Origin of the sequence: Streptomyces ferrugineus (genome assembly GCF_015160855.1) — a bacterium.
GTDB classification, from domain to species: domain Bacteria; phylum Actinomycetota; class Actinomycetes; order Streptomycetales; family Streptomycetaceae; genus Streptomyces; species Streptomyces ferrugineus.
Genome location: NZ_CP063373.1, coordinates 44,638 through 61,033, shown reverse-complemented (window position 1 = coordinate 61,033; position 16,396 = coordinate 44,638). Strand labels below are relative to the sequence as shown.

The 16,396-nt window shown below is 68.9% G+C and carries 13 protein-coding genes and 2 pseudogenes; 5 read left to right on the top strand and 10 right to left on the bottom strand.

The annotated features are described in order from the left end of the window. Positions 1-57: 57 nt before the first annotated feature. Entirely contained in the window at positions 58-612 is a 555-nt protein-coding gene (locus tag IM697_RS00260; protein ID WP_194043522.1) for a hypothetical protein, read from the bottom strand. Positions 613-1,696: 1,084 nt separating this feature from the next. Here IM697_RS00260 and IM697_RS44420 point away from each other — a divergent pair. After that, positions 1,697-3,271, top strand: coding sequence for an ImmA/IrrE family metallo-endopeptidase (locus IM697_RS44420; RefSeq protein ID WP_228044444.1), 1,575 nt, complete (start codon positions 1,697-1,699; stop codon positions 3,269-3,271). Between the two features lie 84 nt (positions 3,272-3,355). Here the strand turns inward: IM697_RS44420 and IM697_RS00250 are convergent, their stop codons facing one another. The 3 genes and pseudogenes from IM697_RS00250 to IM697_RS00240 form a co-directional block, all read right to left on the bottom strand. Then, positions 3,356-3,634: a hypothetical protein gene (locus tag IM697_RS00250; protein WP_194043521.1), complete on the bottom strand. Its 279-nt coding sequence runs from the start codon at positions 3,632-3,634 to the stop codon at positions 3,356-3,358. A 63-nt stretch (positions 3,635-3,697) separates the two neighbouring features. Further along, positions 3,698-4,412, bottom strand: a pseudogene (locus tag IM697_RS00245) (transposase); the annotation flags it as partial. A 145-nt stretch (positions 4,413-4,557) separates the two neighbouring features. Further along, complete coding sequence (locus IM697_RS00240; protein WP_194043520.1) at positions 4,558-5,385, bottom strand: class I SAM-dependent methyltransferase; 828 nt, start codon at positions 5,383-5,385, stop codon at positions 4,558-4,560. A 56-nt stretch (positions 5,386-5,441) separates the two neighbouring features. On the opposite strand from IM697_RS00240, the gene IM697_RS00235 reads away from it, so the two are divergent. The 4 genes and pseudogenes from IM697_RS00235 to IM697_RS00220 all read left to right on the top strand — a co-directional run bounded on the left by IM697_RS00235 (position 5,442) and on the right by IM697_RS00220 (position 8,348). After that, the gene (locus IM697_RS00235; protein ID WP_194043519.1) at positions 5,442-6,161 is read left to right on the top strand and encodes a GntR family transcriptional regulator; all 720 of its coding nucleotides are present in this window, start codon (positions 5,442-5,444) and stop codon (positions 6,159-6,161) included. 142 nt (positions 6,162-6,303) lie between these two features. After that, on the top strand, positions 6,304-6,531 hold the full coding sequence (locus tag IM697_RS00230; protein ID WP_194043518.1) for a hypothetical protein: 228 nt from the start codon (positions 6,304-6,306) through the stop codon (positions 6,529-6,531). Continuing rightward, positions 6,528-7,178: a DUF6415 family natural product biosynthesis protein gene (locus IM697_RS00225; protein ID WP_194050160.1), complete on the top strand. Its 651-nt coding sequence runs from the start codon at positions 6,528-6,530 to the stop codon at positions 7,176-7,178. The genes IM697_RS00230 and IM697_RS00225 overlap by 4 nt, the downstream gene beginning before the upstream one ends. Before the next feature lie 2 nt (positions 7,179-7,180). After that, positions 7,181-8,348: pseudogene (locus IM697_RS00220) on the top strand (methyltransferase domain-containing protein). A 140-nt stretch (positions 8,349-8,488) separates the two neighbouring features. Here IM697_RS00220 and IM697_RS00215 read toward each other — a convergent pair. The 6 genes from IM697_RS00215 to IM697_RS00190 form a co-directional block, all read right to left on the bottom strand. Further along, the gene (locus IM697_RS00215; protein ID WP_194043517.1) at positions 8,489-9,058 is read right to left on the bottom strand and encodes a tellurite resistance TerB family protein; all 570 of its coding nucleotides are present in this window, start codon (positions 9,056-9,058) and stop codon (positions 8,489-8,491) included. 118 nt (positions 9,059-9,176) lie between these two features. Further along, positions 9,177-9,692, bottom strand: coding sequence for a hypothetical protein (locus IM697_RS00210; protein ID WP_194043516.1), 516 nt, complete (start codon positions 9,690-9,692; stop codon positions 9,177-9,179). Positions 9,693-9,929: 237 nt separating this feature from the next. Further along, positions 9,930-11,162 (bottom strand): MFS transporter, encoded by a 1,233-nt coding sequence (locus IM697_RS00205; RefSeq protein ID WP_194043515.1) that lies wholly within the window; start codon positions 11,160-11,162, stop codon positions 9,930-9,932. Between the two features lie 137 nt (positions 11,163-11,299). Next, positions 11,300-13,282, bottom strand: coding sequence for a zinc ribbon domain-containing protein (locus tag IM697_RS00200; protein WP_194043514.1), 1,983 nt, complete (start codon positions 13,280-13,282; stop codon positions 11,300-11,302). Positions 13,283-13,430: 148 nt separating this feature from the next. After that, a complete protein-coding gene (locus IM697_RS00195; protein WP_194043513.1) occupies positions 13,431-15,113 on the bottom strand; it encodes a transglycosylase domain-containing protein in 1,683 nt (560 codons plus the stop codon). Then, the gene (locus IM697_RS00190; RefSeq protein ID WP_228044443.1) at positions 15,110-16,168 is read right to left on the bottom strand and encodes a sigma factor-like helix-turn-helix DNA-binding protein; all 1,059 of its coding nucleotides are present in this window, start codon (positions 16,166-16,168) and stop codon (positions 15,110-15,112) included. The genes IM697_RS00195 and IM697_RS00190 overlap by 4 nt, the downstream gene beginning before the upstream one ends. Between the last annotated feature and the right edge of the window lie 228 nt (positions 16,169-16,396).

Sequence of the window (16,396 nt, the reverse complement as noted above, 5' to 3'; positions counted from 1 at the left end):
CCAGCCCCGTGACCAGCAATTTCAAGATAGCTGATCTTCATTGAAGCTGACTGAGAGTCAGCCGTGATAGCGCCCCAGTTCCGGCCTCACGAACCGCTGGTATGCCAGGGCCCACACGTCGGTCTCGCGGCGTAGCCGTCTCATCGTGGACAGTGGGTCGTCAGCCCAGCCCTCGAGGAGTGACTCGGTGACTGCCTGGCACGACCGTTCGAAGACCACGGCGCCTGCGGCAGTGTCCAGCCCGGCTTCGAGGAAGCCGACCGTTTCGATGGCACGCGCGGAGATCTCGTCGCGGGACATGGCCTCGTCCCGATCCAGATGCGCGAGGGTGGCAGCGGCAAGGTCTCGGTAACCGGCGAGGAACTCCTCGGGGAGAGGGAGGGCGGGAGCCTGCTCCCACAACTTGCGGTTCGCCTCCTCAGCCTCTTGGACGAGTCTGGGGTGGATCTCGGAACCGCGCACATAGCGCCACACGGACCGGACTCCCCCGTCCACGCGGTAGTACAGGGACTGGAGACGCTCGTCCGGACACACGACGAAAACCGCGCTCCCGATCCGGAGGATCACGGAAGCGTCGTAGGCCAAGGCGGCACCGCGGGCCAAGTCCTGCATGTGTGTGCTCCGTCCTGGGCAATCGCTGTGGCTGTGTGTGGGTCGAAGACGCCCGCTGCCCCCACAACTGTCATCGGTTGGCTACCCCTCAGCTGTAGTAGCTGACGTAATGGTCGCGCTTCGGTGTGTCAGGAACTTCTCACACACAGGGCAGATCGGTCACACCGGGGAACCCGTGGATCCAGTGATCGCCGGAACGGCAGACGATCTTGAGTGCCGACAAGCGCCCGTGGCCAGCACGAGGAGACGATCAACGACTCACACCAGCCCCGTGACCAGCGACTTCAAGATGATGGATCTTCATTGAGCACACGTTGGTGCGCGCTGTGAAGAAGGAAGCGGTCCCAAGCGTTGATGATCTCAACTTGGGAAGCTGCGGCCATTGGGGCCGTTTCGGGCGTTGACCTGGGCGAACGACCGGACCGTGGCCGCGTCGGGCTGGGCCGCTTCCCTGTGATTCCTCCTTGTTCCTTGCACCATCCCGTGCGCTTGTCGTGCGACGGCACTGACGCGATGCTATAGGCGTCTTGAGCGGTGGCCTGCGTCTGGCGAGCAATGCTCATGACCTGTGGATCGGGCCTCTGGGAGCACGCGAAGGGCGTACCTTCCCGAGTGATCGATTGAAGGTCACTGAGTAGGCCGACGCTGCGAACGTCGGTCGGGAAGGCACGCGCGTCTGGCAATCCCCTGTGCGAGTGACTCAGGCCCTTGCTCCTCAGGGGCACTGTCCCGGACACTGGTGCTGCATGGCAGCATGGGCGTTACTTACGGTAACTGGGGGGAACTTGAAGTATGAGCCCAACGCGAAGCACAAGGAACCGTGGCAGCCGGGCGCGCGCGGCTCGCTCTGCCCGCCGGGAGCTGACGGGCCTACACTCCTAGCAGACAGCGTTGTAGACCCTAGCCAGCCGGGTAAGAGATATGCTACGGACGGGGAGCGGGCTTACTGTGGGCATGAACACGCCCCGGACTGCTGGCATGGCTTCCCGGTCGAGTGGAGGAGAGTGCCCGAGAGACTTCGGCGCCAGTGGTTAGCTGACCAGCGAGTATCGCGTCGAAGCATCAAAGAGTATTGGTGACCGCAATGACTGTGAGCAATTGGGAGATGCAGGCAGGAGACCCTGCCGATTTTGCATTCAAGCTTTCGTTTTTGCGTAACCCTCACGGGGAGCAGGATCGCGCTACCCCTGAGGAGGCCAACTCTTGGGGTTCTTTCGCGTTGTGGGTGGCCGGAGAGAACCTGTGTGCGCACCTTGAGCAGGGTGAGGTAATTGAGGCTGCCCATTGGTATATGATCTCCTTCCTGGAGTGGCTAACCCAAAACTGGGACCCTATTTTCCACGAAGAGCAGCTCCCTCTGAAGAATGTCGGCTATTCGGCTGCTGAGGCTATGGCGCTGACCAAGAGTCCTCCGATTTCGCTCAAGGAATTGGATGAATTTGAGTGGCTCGACGAGTGGACCACTTGGTGGGATAGGCACAGCGTTAGGGCTGCCCGCGAAGGTGGGCTCTTCCCGGATGTCTATATGCGCCGCTATGGATCCTCGCTTGAGGTGTCTACAGGAGCCGAGAGGCTCATCGGCATTCCTGAAGAATTCACCTTCCTTGCCCCGCATAGGCGCTATGAGGTTGATCTAGAAAAGGCTGCCGAAGTCGTTTATGCAGTACTCCAAGCTGCATCACAGGAGCTTCGGCGAAGGCTACCTGATTCACGTCGGGTGGCCGCTCTGATCGCAAATATCGAAGCGATTTCTAGTGACTCTAACGCCCTCAACCGTATGGCCTGGCTGGCGGGCCTTGGGACGGACACTGAAAAATACAACGACATCTCTTCGGCCGTTGACCAGGCGCTTGCTGGCGTCTCCGACGGTGTGCGGCGAGAGATCACGGGGGCCAATCGCGTCACGGCACTCGTTGTTCAAGGTAGTGCTTACGCACAGTTGGTGTACGGCGCGTACAGCCCTTCTATTAATCGCGACGACGTGATCACCCTTGCCGGAGCGCTGGTTAAGAATCACGTTAGCGATGCGTCACCTTGGCTTAACAAGCTTGCACTCTCCTTTGATCCGGTTGAGGTGCGAGAGCTAACACCAGGAGAGCAGGGAAGCTGGCTTGGTGAGCGAGCGTGTGAAATGCTGAACGCGCACCAAGATCGGTCATGGGTCGACATTCATTCAGCATTTGCTGCTTTGGATATTCCGCACGAGAAAATCACCCTTTCCGATCGGGAAATTCGTGCGGTTTCTGTTTTCGGGCCGAACCAACGCCCTAAGGTGTTTTGTAACACTCAAACAAAGTGGGGGCAGAGTCGCGAGGTCGAGCGCTTTACGCTGGCGCATGAACTAGCCCACCTGCTGCTTGATCGTAATCGGGCCAGTGAGCTAGCTGTTGCTTCTGGCCCATGGGCTCCTCTTTTTGTAGAGCAGCGCGCTAACGCCTTCGCGGCCGCCTTCTTGATGCCTACCTGGCTACTGCGAGACCATCTCGCGCAGATCAATGGTGACATTCGGGATCTTGAGACAATCTCAAGTCTGGCCATGCGCTTGCACGTCAGCATTTCGTCCATGATCGACCGTCTTCACAATCTCGGCGAGTTGGATGTTGACGACAGGTTCCAATTGAAGGCTCGGTGGCGCCGTAACTCCGGCTTGGGCGCTTGAATCGCGAGGTTGATTACTGATTCAGCGGGCTGTGCCACTTAGGTCCGTGGAGTCTCAATGGCCCAGTCATGGCACCGCCTGCGGTCAGGCGTCGTTGGCGGCGTCCTTGGCAAGCAGGTCCAAGGCTTCGTTGTGGAACCGGCGTTCGGCGTCGCGGCACGGGGCGCTGAAGAAGGCGCGTTGGGCTTCGGCAAGATCGCAGTCCAAGAGGCCCATGGTGACGAACACGGCTTCCACTCCGTGGCACCCGTTGTCCTTGAGGAACTGCTGGAGGACGTCCGTATTGCCACTTGCCTCCCAGACGGGCCGGGCGGTTTCCCGCATGGCGGCGATGCGCTCTGATCGTTCTGCGTCGAAGCCCACTGGACCCGCCTCTCTGGGGTGGCTCGCAGGCTATCGCCAGGGAGGTGGGGAGCGCTGGCCTGTTCAAGCAGCGTGCGCAGTTGGTGGGGGGAGGGTGAAGAGCCCTCCATCGCGCAGTAGGGCCCAGAGCACATTGACGCGTCGACGGGCGAGGGCGATGACGGCTTGGATGTGCTTGCAGCCGTCGCGTCGCTTCTTGAGGTAGTAGTCGCGGTTGGGGCCGTCGCGGACGATGCTGGTCTGCGCGGAGAGGTAGGAGACGCGGCGCAGGCGTCGGCTGTAGCGCTTGGGGCGGTGGAGGTTGCCGGTGCGGCGTCCGGAGTCGCGCGGAACGGGCACGAAGCCGGCGGCGGAGGCGAGGTGCCCTGAGTCGGGGTAGGCGGCGAGGTCTCCCGCGGAGACGATGAACTCGGCGCCCAGGATCGGGCCCATGCCCGGTAGGGACTCGATGATGTGGGCCTGCGGGTGAGCGCGGAAGGTGTGCCAGATCTGCTGGTCCAGCGCGAGGATCTGCGTGGCGGTGTCCGCGACGATGCCGACGGCTATGTCCTGTCCGGGCAGCTCGGCGTGCTGTGCTTGCGCGGCTTGCAGCGCGTTAGCGGCCACCGCGTCGGGGTTGCGCACCTTGCGGCCTGCCAGCCAGGCAGTGAGGCGGCTCTGGCCGCGGCGGCGTATGACCGTCGGCGTCTGATAGCCGGTGAGCAGGATCAGCGCGCCTTCGTGTTCGGCGTAGTCGAAGGCCCTCTCCTGCGGGGAAGATGCCGCTGAGTTGTGTCCGGCCCACAACGCGGGCAAGTGTGGCTCGACGAGCGTCCTGGGGACGGGCGGTTCAGTCCCCTTGGGCAGGTCGGATTCGCTGACTGGTGTCTCGACTGGGTCGAGAAGGCTGAGGGTGTCGCGCGGCGTGGAAACGCTAGGACGGCTCACGCGGGGGAGGTGCCTGCTCGCCGGCCGACGGCCAGCAGGTGGGAGCTTGCCGCCAGCAGTTCCGGGTACGGCTCTGCCATGCGGGCCGCAGCGAGCGCCGATTCGAAGAGCGCGGAGTGCCGGAAGTCGTTGCCGGTGTTTCGCTCGGCCGCGGCGAGCAGGGACCAGGCCGGGCCCTCGACGCCGAACACCTCGGCGGCCTCGAAGCCCGCCGCGGCCACCTCGTCGCGCAACTGCTCGCCGCTGTGGAAGTAGGCAGCGGTGAACGCCTTCTTCCCGTCGTGGATCTGGGAGGCGAGGATGTCGCCGATGCTCCTGCGCATCGCATCCTTGTGGAGGTGCGCGAAGGCGGCGTGCTCGAACAGGCTGGAGTACCGGTTGATGCCCGCGGCCGCCAGGAGGCCGCCCGGCTTGAGTACACGACGGGCCTCGGCGAGGGCCTGATCGCGGTCGGCGCGCTTGAGAAGGTGATAGAGCGGGCCCAGCAGGAGCACCACGTCGTAGGAGTCATCTTCGGCGGTCAGCCGGCGGGCGTCGCCGAGTTCGACGGTGGCGCCGGTCTGCTTGGCCTGCTCAAGGTGACGGGCGATCGGGTCGATGAGGTGCAGGGTGTAGCCGTCCTCGATGAGCCACCGGGCGTGCGCCCCAGGCCCGCCGCCGACGTCGAGGATCCGGGCGGGCGGTGGGGGCAGGTAGCGGCGCAGCAGTTCCTGCGTGCGTACCATCTCGAGCTGGCCGTCCGCTGTCGTACTCAGTCGATGGGCCTCATCGATGGTCTCGGTGTAGAACCTCACGATCTCCGGCGCTACCTCGGGGCTCGTCATGGGGGCATTCTGGGGGTTCACCGGTGGACCAGTCCAGTGATCGGAAGAGCGCACTCATGTCGTTGCTGAAGTACGAGCAGATTGCCGAGGACCTGCGGACCCGGATCGCGGGCGGGGAGTTCGGTCCCGGCGACCTGCTGCCGTCTGGTCGTGACCTGGCGGAGCAGTGGAATGTGTCTCGGGCGACGGTGGTCAAGGCGTACGACGTGCTCCGCAACGATGGCCTCGTCATCGCACGCCAAGGCGCGGGGTTCACAGTGGTGGAGACGCCGGTCGCACGGCCTGCCGGTGGGCGTCGGGCAGGTTCCGCACGAGTGTCGGGTGGCGCACCTTTTCGGAGGCTGGGGGTGCCCGACCGGGCGGTGCCGCCGGAGCGCGTGCGCGATGTCCTCGGTCTGGCGGCCGGTGAAGCCGCACTGCGCCGGGCGCGGCTGGTCCTGCTGGACGATGGAACTCCGGGCACGCTGGTCACCGCCTGGTTCCCGCCGGATATCGCGGACTCTGCCCCTCGGCTGGCCATGACGGGCCCGATCGCCGAGGGAACGACCCACTACGTGCGACGCGAAACAGGCCGCTCGCCCTTTGAAGGTGTTGACGTCAAGACAGTGCGTCTGGCCACCGAGGAGGAGGCACGTCTGCTTGAGGTGGCCCAGCCCGCTGCCGTCGCCGTCGTGCTGCATTCGGCGTATGACCAGGACCGACGTCCCTTGGTGTGCGAGGAGGGCGTCACTGCGTCGCACGTGTTCGAGGAGACCGACAGGTACCCGATGAGGTAGCGCCTTTCCCGAGCCGCTTGACTGGACCGGTCCACCGGTCCAGTCTCTTTGTTGTGCCGTGCTCGCCGGCCGTATCTGCGGCCGCGCTGTGCCCGGCTGCCGGAAGTGCGGACCCCGGCGACCGCTGACACGGTCCCGGGGCGTGGCCAACCTGAGAGAGCAGGTCGACATGACGAACGCTACAACCTCGAGAGATCCCGGCTTCAAGATGACGCTTCGGGTGTACACCGTGGACCGCTACGGCGCGGTGACCGAGGAGCGCGGCACCGTGGGCATCCTGTACGGCACCGAGCCGCAGCCGCTGATGCCCCCGACCCAGCCCTGCGCATGCCCGAGCTGCCGCACTGAACGGTCGGCGGAGACCCGGTGAACACCGCCCAGGAGGAGGCGGACACGTATGCGCCCAACCCAGCGACGATGCGCTCCGCGGCGTCTTGGTTCCTCGACCAGCGGACGCTCCCGCGACACGAGACCCTGAAGCTCTGGCACCGGGACCTCGATAGCTTCCTTCAGCGGTTGATCCCGGCCATCGAGGAACTCGCGGCGAGTCGGCCCCCGAGCGACGTTCCCGCGCGAGTCGCCTTGGTCGGCGTCGGCAAGGCGAAGCGGCGGCTGCACGAGCCGGAGGCGGCAGGCCTGCACGGCGAGACCGAACGCGCGATGCGGCTCGCCCGCTCCGTCGTGGCCCTGTGCGACCACCATGCCACGCTCACAGGCGCGGTCATGTGCCTGGCCTGCGACAAGCCGATCAAGAGCGATGAGGCGTCGGTGCCATACGGGAGCGTCAGCCCTTTCGGGGGTGCGAAACAGTCCGGCCGGATCCACGTCTCGTGTGCGAGTACGAAGACCGAAGTCAAGGAGGGCTCGGTGAGGGAAGAAGCGGTTCACCGGATGGTCGTAGGCGGCGGAGGCGGCGGAGGCGGCGGAGGCGAGGGCGGCGATGGTCTGCCCGGTGAGCCGTGGCCCGGGCCGACCGATGAGCCGTCACCCGACGGCGGACCAAAGGTCATCGGCTGAGGATGACTCTCGAAGGAGTGGAGGAGGGGCGGTCCGAGCTGGGCCGTTCCCTCCTTGAGCGCAAGCACCTGAGCGCTGACTGGATGCCGTCCTTCGCTGCTGTGCCACGGTCCGCGTTCCTGCCGAAGCGGATGTGGCCGTACGACATGGATACCGGCCGCACCGTCACCGTGGACCTGGAGTGCGAGCCGGGCCTGTGGTTCTCGTACGCCAACTCCGACGTGCCGGTCGTCACGCAGTGGGACGACGGCAGGAGCAAGGGGCGCGGCAGTGTGCCGACGTCGTCGGCGTCGATGCCGTCCGTGGTCTTCCGCATGCTGAGGGACCTGGACGTGGAGGCCGGTCACAGAGTTCTGGAGATCGGTACGGGGACGGGCTGGAACGCGGCGCTGCTCGCCCACCGGCTCGGTCACGAGAACGTCGCCAGTATCGAGATCGATTCCGCGGTGGCCGCCGCAGCACGGGAGCGGTGCGCCCGGTTCGGTGTGCCTCTTCTGGTGCTTGAACGCGACGGGGAGGACGGCGACGAGGCGGGAGGGCCTTACGACCGGATCATTGCCACGGCTGGGGTGCGGCGGATTCCCGCTGCGTGGATCCGTGACGCCCAGCCCGGGGGGATCGTCCTCGCCCCGTGGGGTACGTACTTCGGCAATGAAGACGCCCTTGTGCGGCTCGTCGTGGGCGACGACGGGAGCGCCGACGGGCGTTTCCTGAGGCCCGTGGAGTTCATGAAGATGCGTGCTCAGCGGTCGCCGTTCCCCGGGCACCACGCGTACGTCACGGACGGCGTGAGTGGGGCCGACCGGGAGCACGACGACCGTCACGGAAACCGATCTGCTCGGCGCGGGCCGCTTCACGCCTACGCGGTTCGCGATAGGGCTGAGAGTCCGCAACTGCTTCCACACAGTGGCGCAGAAGCGGGACGGCGCCCGGCCTGCGTGGTTCTACGGGCTGACCGACCGGTCGTGGGCGTGCGTCATGTTCCGTGACGGCCAGGAGGAATCCCAGGTCTGGCAGTCCGGGCCGCGCAGGCTCTGGGACGAGGCGGCCGCCGCGCTCGCATGGTGGCGCTCGGTCGGGGAACCCGGCTTCGAACGGTTCGGCCTGACGGTCACCAAGGACGGTCAACGCGCCTGGCTCGACGAGCCGTCGGGGGCCTGGGACATCTGAGCCGACCCCGTTCGTCCGCTTCCCCCGTCGCGGGCCTCCCGGGTGTCCGTCTCCCCGCCCCCGATGCGCCGACCGCGCCGCGCCGCCCGAACACCGCGTACGTCGGCCGACGCGGACGCGGCCCGCTAACTACCGTCGCCTCAGAGCCCGAACTCCTGGGCCGGCAGCCCGAGTGCCTGGCATGCCTCGCGCAGGACCTGCTCCTCGGCCGGGGCGATGTAGCCGTCCGCGCCGGCCACCACGAAGCCGGTCTGTACGACCGCCCGGGCCTCGGTCGGCTTCTTCGCGGCCTTGGCGATCTCCTGGAGGGCCTGGGTCTTGCCCTGCTGGAAGTTGAACGCGAGCTGGTCGACGTGCTTGTTGAAGCGCTGGCGGAGCTGTTCGGACGGGAAGTTCTGCAGGACGTCGTTGTTCAGGATCAGCGACTCCACGTGCTGCCGCTCAGCGGGGTCGACATTCCCGTCGGCGGCGGCGACCAGGGCGCACATGGCCATGCTGGCGTCCCGGTAGGCACCGCTCTTCAGCTCCGTCTTGAGCGAGGTGAGCTGTGACTTCAGCGCGCTGACCAGCTGGGCCTTGGAGCCGCCGCCGGAGCGGCCGTGTCCGCCGGACCCGGATCCTGGCTGGCCGTGGCCGCCGGCACCTCGCATGCCCTGGGCCTGCTGCTGCAGTCCCTTGGCCTGGTCCTTGAGTCGATCCCACATCGCCATCAGTCGCCACCTCGGCTTGAGCCTGTGTCGTTCCGGTCGTCCGCTTGCGCTTCGCGTGTCATCCAGCCAACGTCCACCCCGCCCCGGGAGTTCCACGAATCCCCGCCCGTTGGCTCGTTCAGTCGTACAGCGCCACCCTCGGGGCCACCGTGCCCTCAGCCTGCGGGTCGACGACGGTGATCCGGTAGACCTGAGTGAGCGTCTCGCCCGCGTGCAGGGTGCGCCGGGCCGTCGCCAGGTCCGTGAACAGCGTGCCTGTCTGGGTGCCGACCTCCACGGACTCCCAGCAGCCGTGCGAGGTGCGCCGTTCCAGCTTGATGTCCGCCGGGTCGAGGAACGGTCCGGCGTCCGGCGAGAGCACCAGGAGCTGCGGGGCGACCGTCCGGTCCGTCGTGCCGTCGTTGCGGTAGGTGACCGTGAACTCGTGCTGCTCGCTGTCGGCCGTCAGGGGGGCGGTGGGCAGGTCGACGAAGCCGGTGGGGACGGCGGGCGTCTGCTCCTGCGATCCGGCCGGCGCCTGTGCGACGGGCGGCTGCGTGGCGGCTATCGCCGGCCCTGCGGTGGCCAGGCCGGAGAGCGCCACGACGAGGGCGACGGAGGCGAGCCTGAGACGACGGCTGTTCTTCAACGACACGTTCGCTGATCCTTCGGATTCGCTCGGGTGAACCGGCCTGACCGGCAAGCCTGTCGGCCACGCACGTCTTCAAGATTACGCAGCGAAGCCTACGTGCCGGAACGCGCCTGCCGGATCGGCCGAATGGCCGAGGCGGACAGCGTGCACAGCCTCTTCGTTCAACTCCGTCCACCTCTATGTCCGACTCCATGCGAACGCGAAGAGCAGGGTCTGGGTCTCCCCCAGCCTCCCCGGTTTTCAACGCTTTCCGAGCCTCCGCCCAAGAACAGGTGACGGCGCCGTCGGAAGCTCCCGTCCCAGGCGGGCGAGTGGGGACACCGCCATCACCACCGGAGACAGCATCATGCCCGCGGCCGTCACCAGGAGACCGGTGCGCAGGCCCCACTGCTCGGCGAGAAGTCCGCCGAGCAGTGAGCCGAGCGCGGTCAGCCCCATGCCGACGAACGTGATCGTCGCGGCCGCGCGGCCCTGCATCCCGTCCGGGGTGACGGCCTGCCGGACGGCCATGACCGTGACGTTCACCAGTTGGCTGCCGGTCCCGAACACGAAGCCGGCCACGAGGAGCACGGCCACCGTCACCGCGGAGGAGCCGTGCAGCGCGGGCACACACAGGAACACGCCGTCGCCGAGTGCCGCCGCGCAGACGAGGACGAGGCCGTAACCGAACCGGCCCGGCAGGCGGGCGGCCAGCAGTGAGCCCAGGAGCGCGCCCGGGCCCGGCGCCGCCAGCGCCAGCCCTACGACGGTGCCCGACAGGTGCAGTTCCCGCGGCAGGAAGAGCAGGTAGACGGTCATCATGGCCGCGAAGGAGAACTGGAAGGCGGCCGAGGCGAGGCACACGGTCCGCAGCGCGGGGGCGCCGGCGACGAAGCGCAGGCCCTCGTGAATCCGTCGCCAGACCCGCGGAGCGTGTGCCGGGCGGCGCTCCGGGAGCGATTCGTCTCGGCGGATCCGCCGGATCGACAGGAACGACAGCGCGAAGAACAGCGCGCTGGAGGCGGTGGCGATCGGCGCCGAGAGGAGGGAAACCAATGCCCCGCCGAGCGCTGGGCCGCCGATCTGGGCCGCGGACCGGCTGCCTTCGAGCAGGCTGTTGCCGCGCACCAGTTGGTCGCGTTCCACCAGCCGTACGAGAGACGCCTGGTAGGCCACGTCGAAGAACACGGACAGGGCGCCGACGGTGAAGGCGAGCGCCAGCAGGCCGGGCAGACCGAGCAGGCCACAGAGGCCCGCCAGGGCGGCGGCACCCAGGGCCAGCGCCCGGCCGGCGTCCGTGAGGACCATCGTCGTGCGGGTCCGCCACCTGTCCACCCACGCGCCGGCGAAGAGCGCGAGCAACAGGATCGGTGCTTGCCCCACCGCACGCAGGACGCCCAGTTCGCCGGCACTGGCGTCGAGGGTCAGGACGGCGAAGAGCGGCAGGACCACCAGGCTGGTGTGTTCGCCGAGTTGGGAGGCCGTCTGGCCCATCCAGAGCCCGCGTGCCGCGACATCAGGGGCAGCATGCGATGACAGGCCGGTCACGGCCCACTGCGTCAACGCGCGCCCGGAAGACCGACCACGTCTCAGCTCCTCGTAGGTGACTCGTCGCGCCCAAGCGTCTCTGATCAGCTGAGTGATCCTGTGTGATCCGCAGGTTGCGGGATCGACTGGATCGGTTCCCACCGTGGCGGGGTGGCGTGGGCGTGCAGGTGGAATCCTACGCCCAGTGCCGCCCCTTTTGGCCGGTGTCGGCGGGTGGTGGGTGTGCTGATCGTCGTCACGCCCTGGTGCCGGTGGGCTGCGCGGGGCAGCCGTCTTGGGCCCGTGTGAGCGTGTCCCTCCGGACGCTTGCCCGCCGGACCCGAGGGGCCGGTGGGGGAGGGTGCCCTGCGTCGCCTGGGCGCGGGGCGTGTGGTGCTGCGCCGGGTGGGTCCGGTCTTGGACCGGTCCCGGCGAGTATGTGTGGTGGCCGGTTCGACCACCGCGGTGGCTTCGAGCTTGTCGACCACGCTGCGGATGACCATCGTGCCGCTGGCACGGTCGGTGACGGTCCTGGCCTGGTGGGCCAGGCCACGGGCGGCGACGCGCTGCCACGCGCCCATGTCACGGTCGCCCTGCCAACCGCAGTCCGGGTTCGGGCAGATGGCCCACTTCCAGCCCGGTGTGGTGGGCCGGTCGGGGGCTTTGCAGTGGCGCAGCGGGACCAGGCAGCCAGGGCAGTGCCGGGATGTGCCCCGGGCCGGGACGGTGACCACGGCGATGCCCGCCTCGGCGGCCAGATGTCGCATCCGTTCCACGATCTGTCCGCGGACCTGCTGGGACAGGCGGGTGTTGAGGGTGCGGCCCATGCCCCGGGCCTCCATGGAGCGCAGGTCCTCGACGTAGATCACGCTCGCACGGGAGGTGATGGCCTGGTCGACCGTCCACCGGGCGGCGGACCAGGCCAGGGCGTCGTTGAGGTTCGAGCGCCGGGCAGACACGTGCCGGATCTCCTCGGCCAGCACGGCGTGCTTGCCGGTCAGGGAGTGGCCGTCGGTGTCGTTGATGAGCTGCTGGTAGTGGTCGGTCTTGGCGTGCAGAAACTCGCCTGCGCGGCGCAGCCGGTGCTGCTTGGCGGGTACTCCGCCCGCGCGGAACTGGGCGCCGGAGCCCAGCGCGGTGATGGTCCCGTTGTCGTGGAGCCTGACGGCGCCCGCGCTGAGCAGTGTGTTCAGACCCCAGTCCACGCCGAGGGCCACGGTGTGCCCGGTGTGCAGGGCCTTCGGCACGACATGGGTGTAGGAGAGATCGGCCCGTATTCCGCCCCGGCGGATGCGCAGGGTGGGCAGGTGCAGCACCGCGCCGGGCGGGACGGTGGGCGGCAACGTGATCGGGCACGCCACCCACGTCCAGTCCCGGTAGGAGCGCGGGTCGGGGCGGGTGGGCAGCTGCAGCCGCAGCAGCGCCCGGCCCGGATCGTCGGCTCGGGCGATGGTGGCCTGCTGGCCGTCACAGGCAGACAGCAACAGCATCCGTGCCGCGTCGGGTGCGCTCTCCAGCTCGAACACATCGGTCGGCAACCGGCCGTGCCGACCCTGAAAGGCGGCGACCTGCCGGGTCCGGGATCTGATCACACCGGACGGCAGGTGCCGCCCGTCGGGGACCGCGTCACGGACGGCGTCCCATTCCTCGGGGGTCCGCTTCGCGGGGTCGGCGGGCCACGACTCGATCACTCCCGTGGTCAGGTCGGCCCGCCAGGCGGCTGACCGCAGCAGGCGCCCGGCCTGTTCCTGGGCCATGCGCACGATCCGGTCGTTGACACGGGCACCCGCGGGTGGGCTGATCGTCCAGCCCAGGCGCCGCAGCGCCATCCACGCCTGCGACGGCAGCCCCCTGCCCTCGGCGTCCACACCCGAGGCCAGCAGGTCCACATCGGCGCCGTTCCAGTGCGCGGCCAGCAGCCCAGCGGCCATGCCGGACACCAGATCCGCAGCCCAGCCCACCCGCTCGGCCAGCACAGCGGCCGACAGCACCTCGCCCGTCTTCTCCACCACGCCGGTCCGCAGCAGACCACGGGCACAGGCGATGCGGGCCGTCTCCCCCTTCCCGAGCGGCAGCCTCCGGCTCACCGGAACCCCTCCCCTTCACCCGTGGTGCTGTCATCCGATCAACGACGCGAGTGCGGAAAGGTCACACATTCGATCCGTGCACTCACATGCGACCGGCAGGCAACACGGCACCGCACGTCACTACAGATCCCTAAGGCAAAGCGTGAGCCTAGCCCTCGGGGGCGGACTCCCCCTTCTCATCCTTCTCGCCCTTCGCCGCAGCGGCCCCCCAGACCCCCGCCGCCACCCCCTGCGCGAACTCCACCGGCCGCGGCTCGTTCGGCAGTTGGGCCGGTACCGTCGTGCCCTTCTTGGCGCCCGGCCGGTCGGCGAACAGGGCGACCGTCAGGGCGAGATGGGCGTCGTAGCCGGTCGTCCACACCGTCCGTCGGGTGGTTCCGCCGCCCGCCCCGCCGGTGGTGAACAGCTTCGGCAGCGGCGAGGCGGGGCCGGTGCCGATGGCGGCGACCGGTGCCAGGACGGATTCCGTCCTCGCCTTCGCCACGAGTGCTTCCTTCTCGTCCAGGACGCGCCGCACTTCGGGGCCGGCCCGGTAGACGGTGCGGCCCTCCCGGGTGATGCGGGCGACGGTGTACGGGGTGGCGTGCTCGCCGTCCGCCGCCAGGGTCGCGTACGCCGCGGTGAGGTTCAGCGGGGTCGGGGCCGGCGTCTCCAGCAGGGCGCGCAGTGGCCCGGCCGGGCGCCGCAGCCCGTCGAACGGCTCCAGGGCGGTGCCCGCCTCCACCGCTCCGCTCACCGCGTCGTTGAAGGGCTGGCGCGCGTAGTCCGAGCCCCCGTACAGCAGGCGTACGGCTCCGTCGCCGGGCACCAGGCCCACGACGGCCGTATGCATACGGACGCCGCCCGTGCCCCCGGGATGGTCCTGGACGAGTTGGGTGGCGCGGTCCTGGAGGGCCAGGTCGAAGGTGGTCGTCACGCTGTAGCCGCCGCTGGCGAGCTGGTCCTCGGTGATGCCGAGGCGGTCGGCGGCCTCCTTCGCGGCGACGTCGATCAGATACTGCCGCTGCCCCTCGGTCTCGCCCGGCGGGTAGAACCGGAACGCCGGGAAGCGCGCCTCGGCCCGCTGCCCCGTGGTGATGGCGCCGCCCGCCGCCATCGCGTCGAGCACCCACTCCCAGCGGTCCCGCAGCTTCGCGGTCGCCTTCCGGTCGGAGCCCGCCTTCTCGTAGTACGAGGGGATGTTGACGATGGCCGCCAGCGCGGCGCCCTGCGCGACGGTCAGGTTCTTCGCGTCCACGCCGAAGTAGTTGCGCGCGGCGGACTGGATCCCGGCGGCGCCCCGGCCGAAGTAGACGGTGTTGAGATAGCCCTCGAGGATCTCGTCCTTGCTGCGGGTGCGGTCCAGTTTGATCGCGACGATCGCCTCGCGTGCTTTGCGGGTCAGGGAGCGCTCCGGGCTCAGCAGCGCGTTCTTCACGTACTGCTGGGTGATGGTGGAGCCGCCCTGCGGTGCGCCGCCCGTCAGCGCCGCCAGCGTGGCGCGTGCGATGGCCCGCGGTGAGATTCCGCTGTCCGTGCGGAAGGAGCGGTTCTCCGCGGCGATCACGGCCTCCTGCACATGCCGGGGGACCGCGGACAGTGGCACGTCCTGCCGGTCGACCGGCCCGCGCCGGCCCAGATAGGCGCCCCGGGTGTCGAGGAACACCGTGCTCTGGGTGACCGTCTCGGGGTGCGGCCGCGGAATGGGCGTCAGCTGGTACGCGACGACCGCTGCCGTGCACAGCGTCGCGATCAGGGCGAGGACGGCGTGGAGGAGGCGGCGCAGGCGTCGGCCCCGGGTGCGGCGGAAGCGGATGCGCAGCGACAGGCGCTCGCGATGGGTGCCGGTCATATCCGCCACCACTCGCGGTCCGAGCGTGCGACGGCCTTGCCCGCCGCGTCGTACACCGTGACCATCGGCTCGTCCCCGCCGTCGGCCAGCAGCGCCTTCATGTTCTTCTCGGGCAGCGGTGCCTTCGCGTACCAGACGCCCCAGCCCGCGCTGCCCGCCAGGACGAGGACCTTCGCGGTGGCGGCGCCACCGTCGCCGGTTCTCACCGCCACGCGGCTGGGTTCGCCGCGCAGGCCGTGGAAGAGGCCCGACAGGACGAAGCCGCCCTTGACGGTGTCCACCCGTACGGAGACGCCCGGTTCGTCGAGCGGGCGGTCGCCGTCGTCCCCGGCGACGGGCCACGGCACCGACCAGTGTCCGCCGTCGGCCGTCAGCCAGACCTGGATCCCGGGCCCGGCGGTCACCCGCTCGCCCGACGTCACGACCCGGACCGGGCTGGCCGCGGCATGGGTGGCGCCGGCCGCGGACTCCCCGTTCCCCGCGTCGCCGCCCCGGATCAGGTCGGCGCCGAGCAGGGCGGCCGGCGCCAGCAGCGCCGCGCACACGGCCGACGCCACGGCGATACGGCGCCGGCGCAGGACGCGGCCCCGCGCCTGGACCTCGGCCAGCGGCACCTCGGACGGGACGACGTCCCGGGCGGCATCGGCGTACACCTCGCGCAGCCGGCCGGGATCGGCGCCGGCCGCCCGCAGCCCGTGCCGGACCCGGGCCCGTACCGCGCCCGGCGAGCAGCCCAGCACCTGGGCGATCTCCGTGTCCGTCAGGCCCTCCTGGAAGCGCAGCACCAGCACGGTCCGGCGCCGAGCGGCCCGGCGTCCGCGCGGTCGGCGCAGGTGGACCCGCACCAGACAGCGCAGGACGTGGAAGTCCACGTCGTCGCGCGGAACGCGTCGCCATCGTGCGCACAGCCGCGCCAGCGTTCTCCGCACCAGTTCCTCGGCCGCACCGTCGTCGTCGGTGAGCAGCCGCGCGGTCACCAGCAGCCGGGGCCAGTGGGTGCGGGCGTATGCGGCGAAGTCGTGGCCGGTGGGGAGCGCGTCGTGGGGTGGTGGCACGTGGGGGGTCCTTCGGTTCGGGAACACGGTCGTGGCCGGCGCGTGGCGTCCGTCCTGGTCGGGCAACTGCCCGTCGCGGACGGTAGGTTGGGCGGCCGTCGAGCCAACGCCGTGGAGGAGGAGGGAGCCTGGAACCCTTGTGCGCCGTCTTCCCTGTGGGGTTGTGCTGCGCCGGCCGCGGCCTGCGCGACCTACGGGACCTGTACGCACGGCGGAGGTGGCCGGGTT

Bases quoted from the DNA above. Each gene is read 5' to 3' on its own strand.
- IM697_RS00235 (WP_194043519.1), top strand. From the start codon at position 5,442: ATGTCGTTGCTGAAGTACGAGCAGATTGCCGAGGACCTGCGGACCCGG.
- IM697_RS00215 (WP_194043517.1), bottom strand. From the start codon at position 9,058: ATGGCGATGTGGGATCGACTCAAGGACCAGGCCAAGGGACTGCAGCAG.
- IM697_RS00205 (WP_194043515.1), bottom strand. From the start codon at position 11,162: ATGGGCCAGACGGCCTCCCAACTCGGCGAACACACCAGCCTGGTGGTC.
- IM697_RS00240 (WP_194043520.1), bottom strand. From the start codon at position 5,385: ATGACGAGCCCCGAGGTAGCGCCGGAGATCGTGAGGTTCTACACCGAG.
- IM697_RS44420 (WP_228044444.1), top strand. From the start codon at position 1,697: ATGACTGTGAGCAATTGGGAGATGCAGGCAGGAGACCCTGCCGATTTT.
- IM697_RS00260 (WP_194043522.1), bottom strand. From the start codon at position 612: ATGCAGGACTTGGCCCGCGGTGCCGCCTTGGCCTACGACGCTTCCGTG.
- IM697_RS00195 (WP_194043513.1), bottom strand. From the start codon at position 15,113: ATGACCGGCACCCATCGCGAGCGCCTGTCGCTGCGCATCCGCTTCCGC.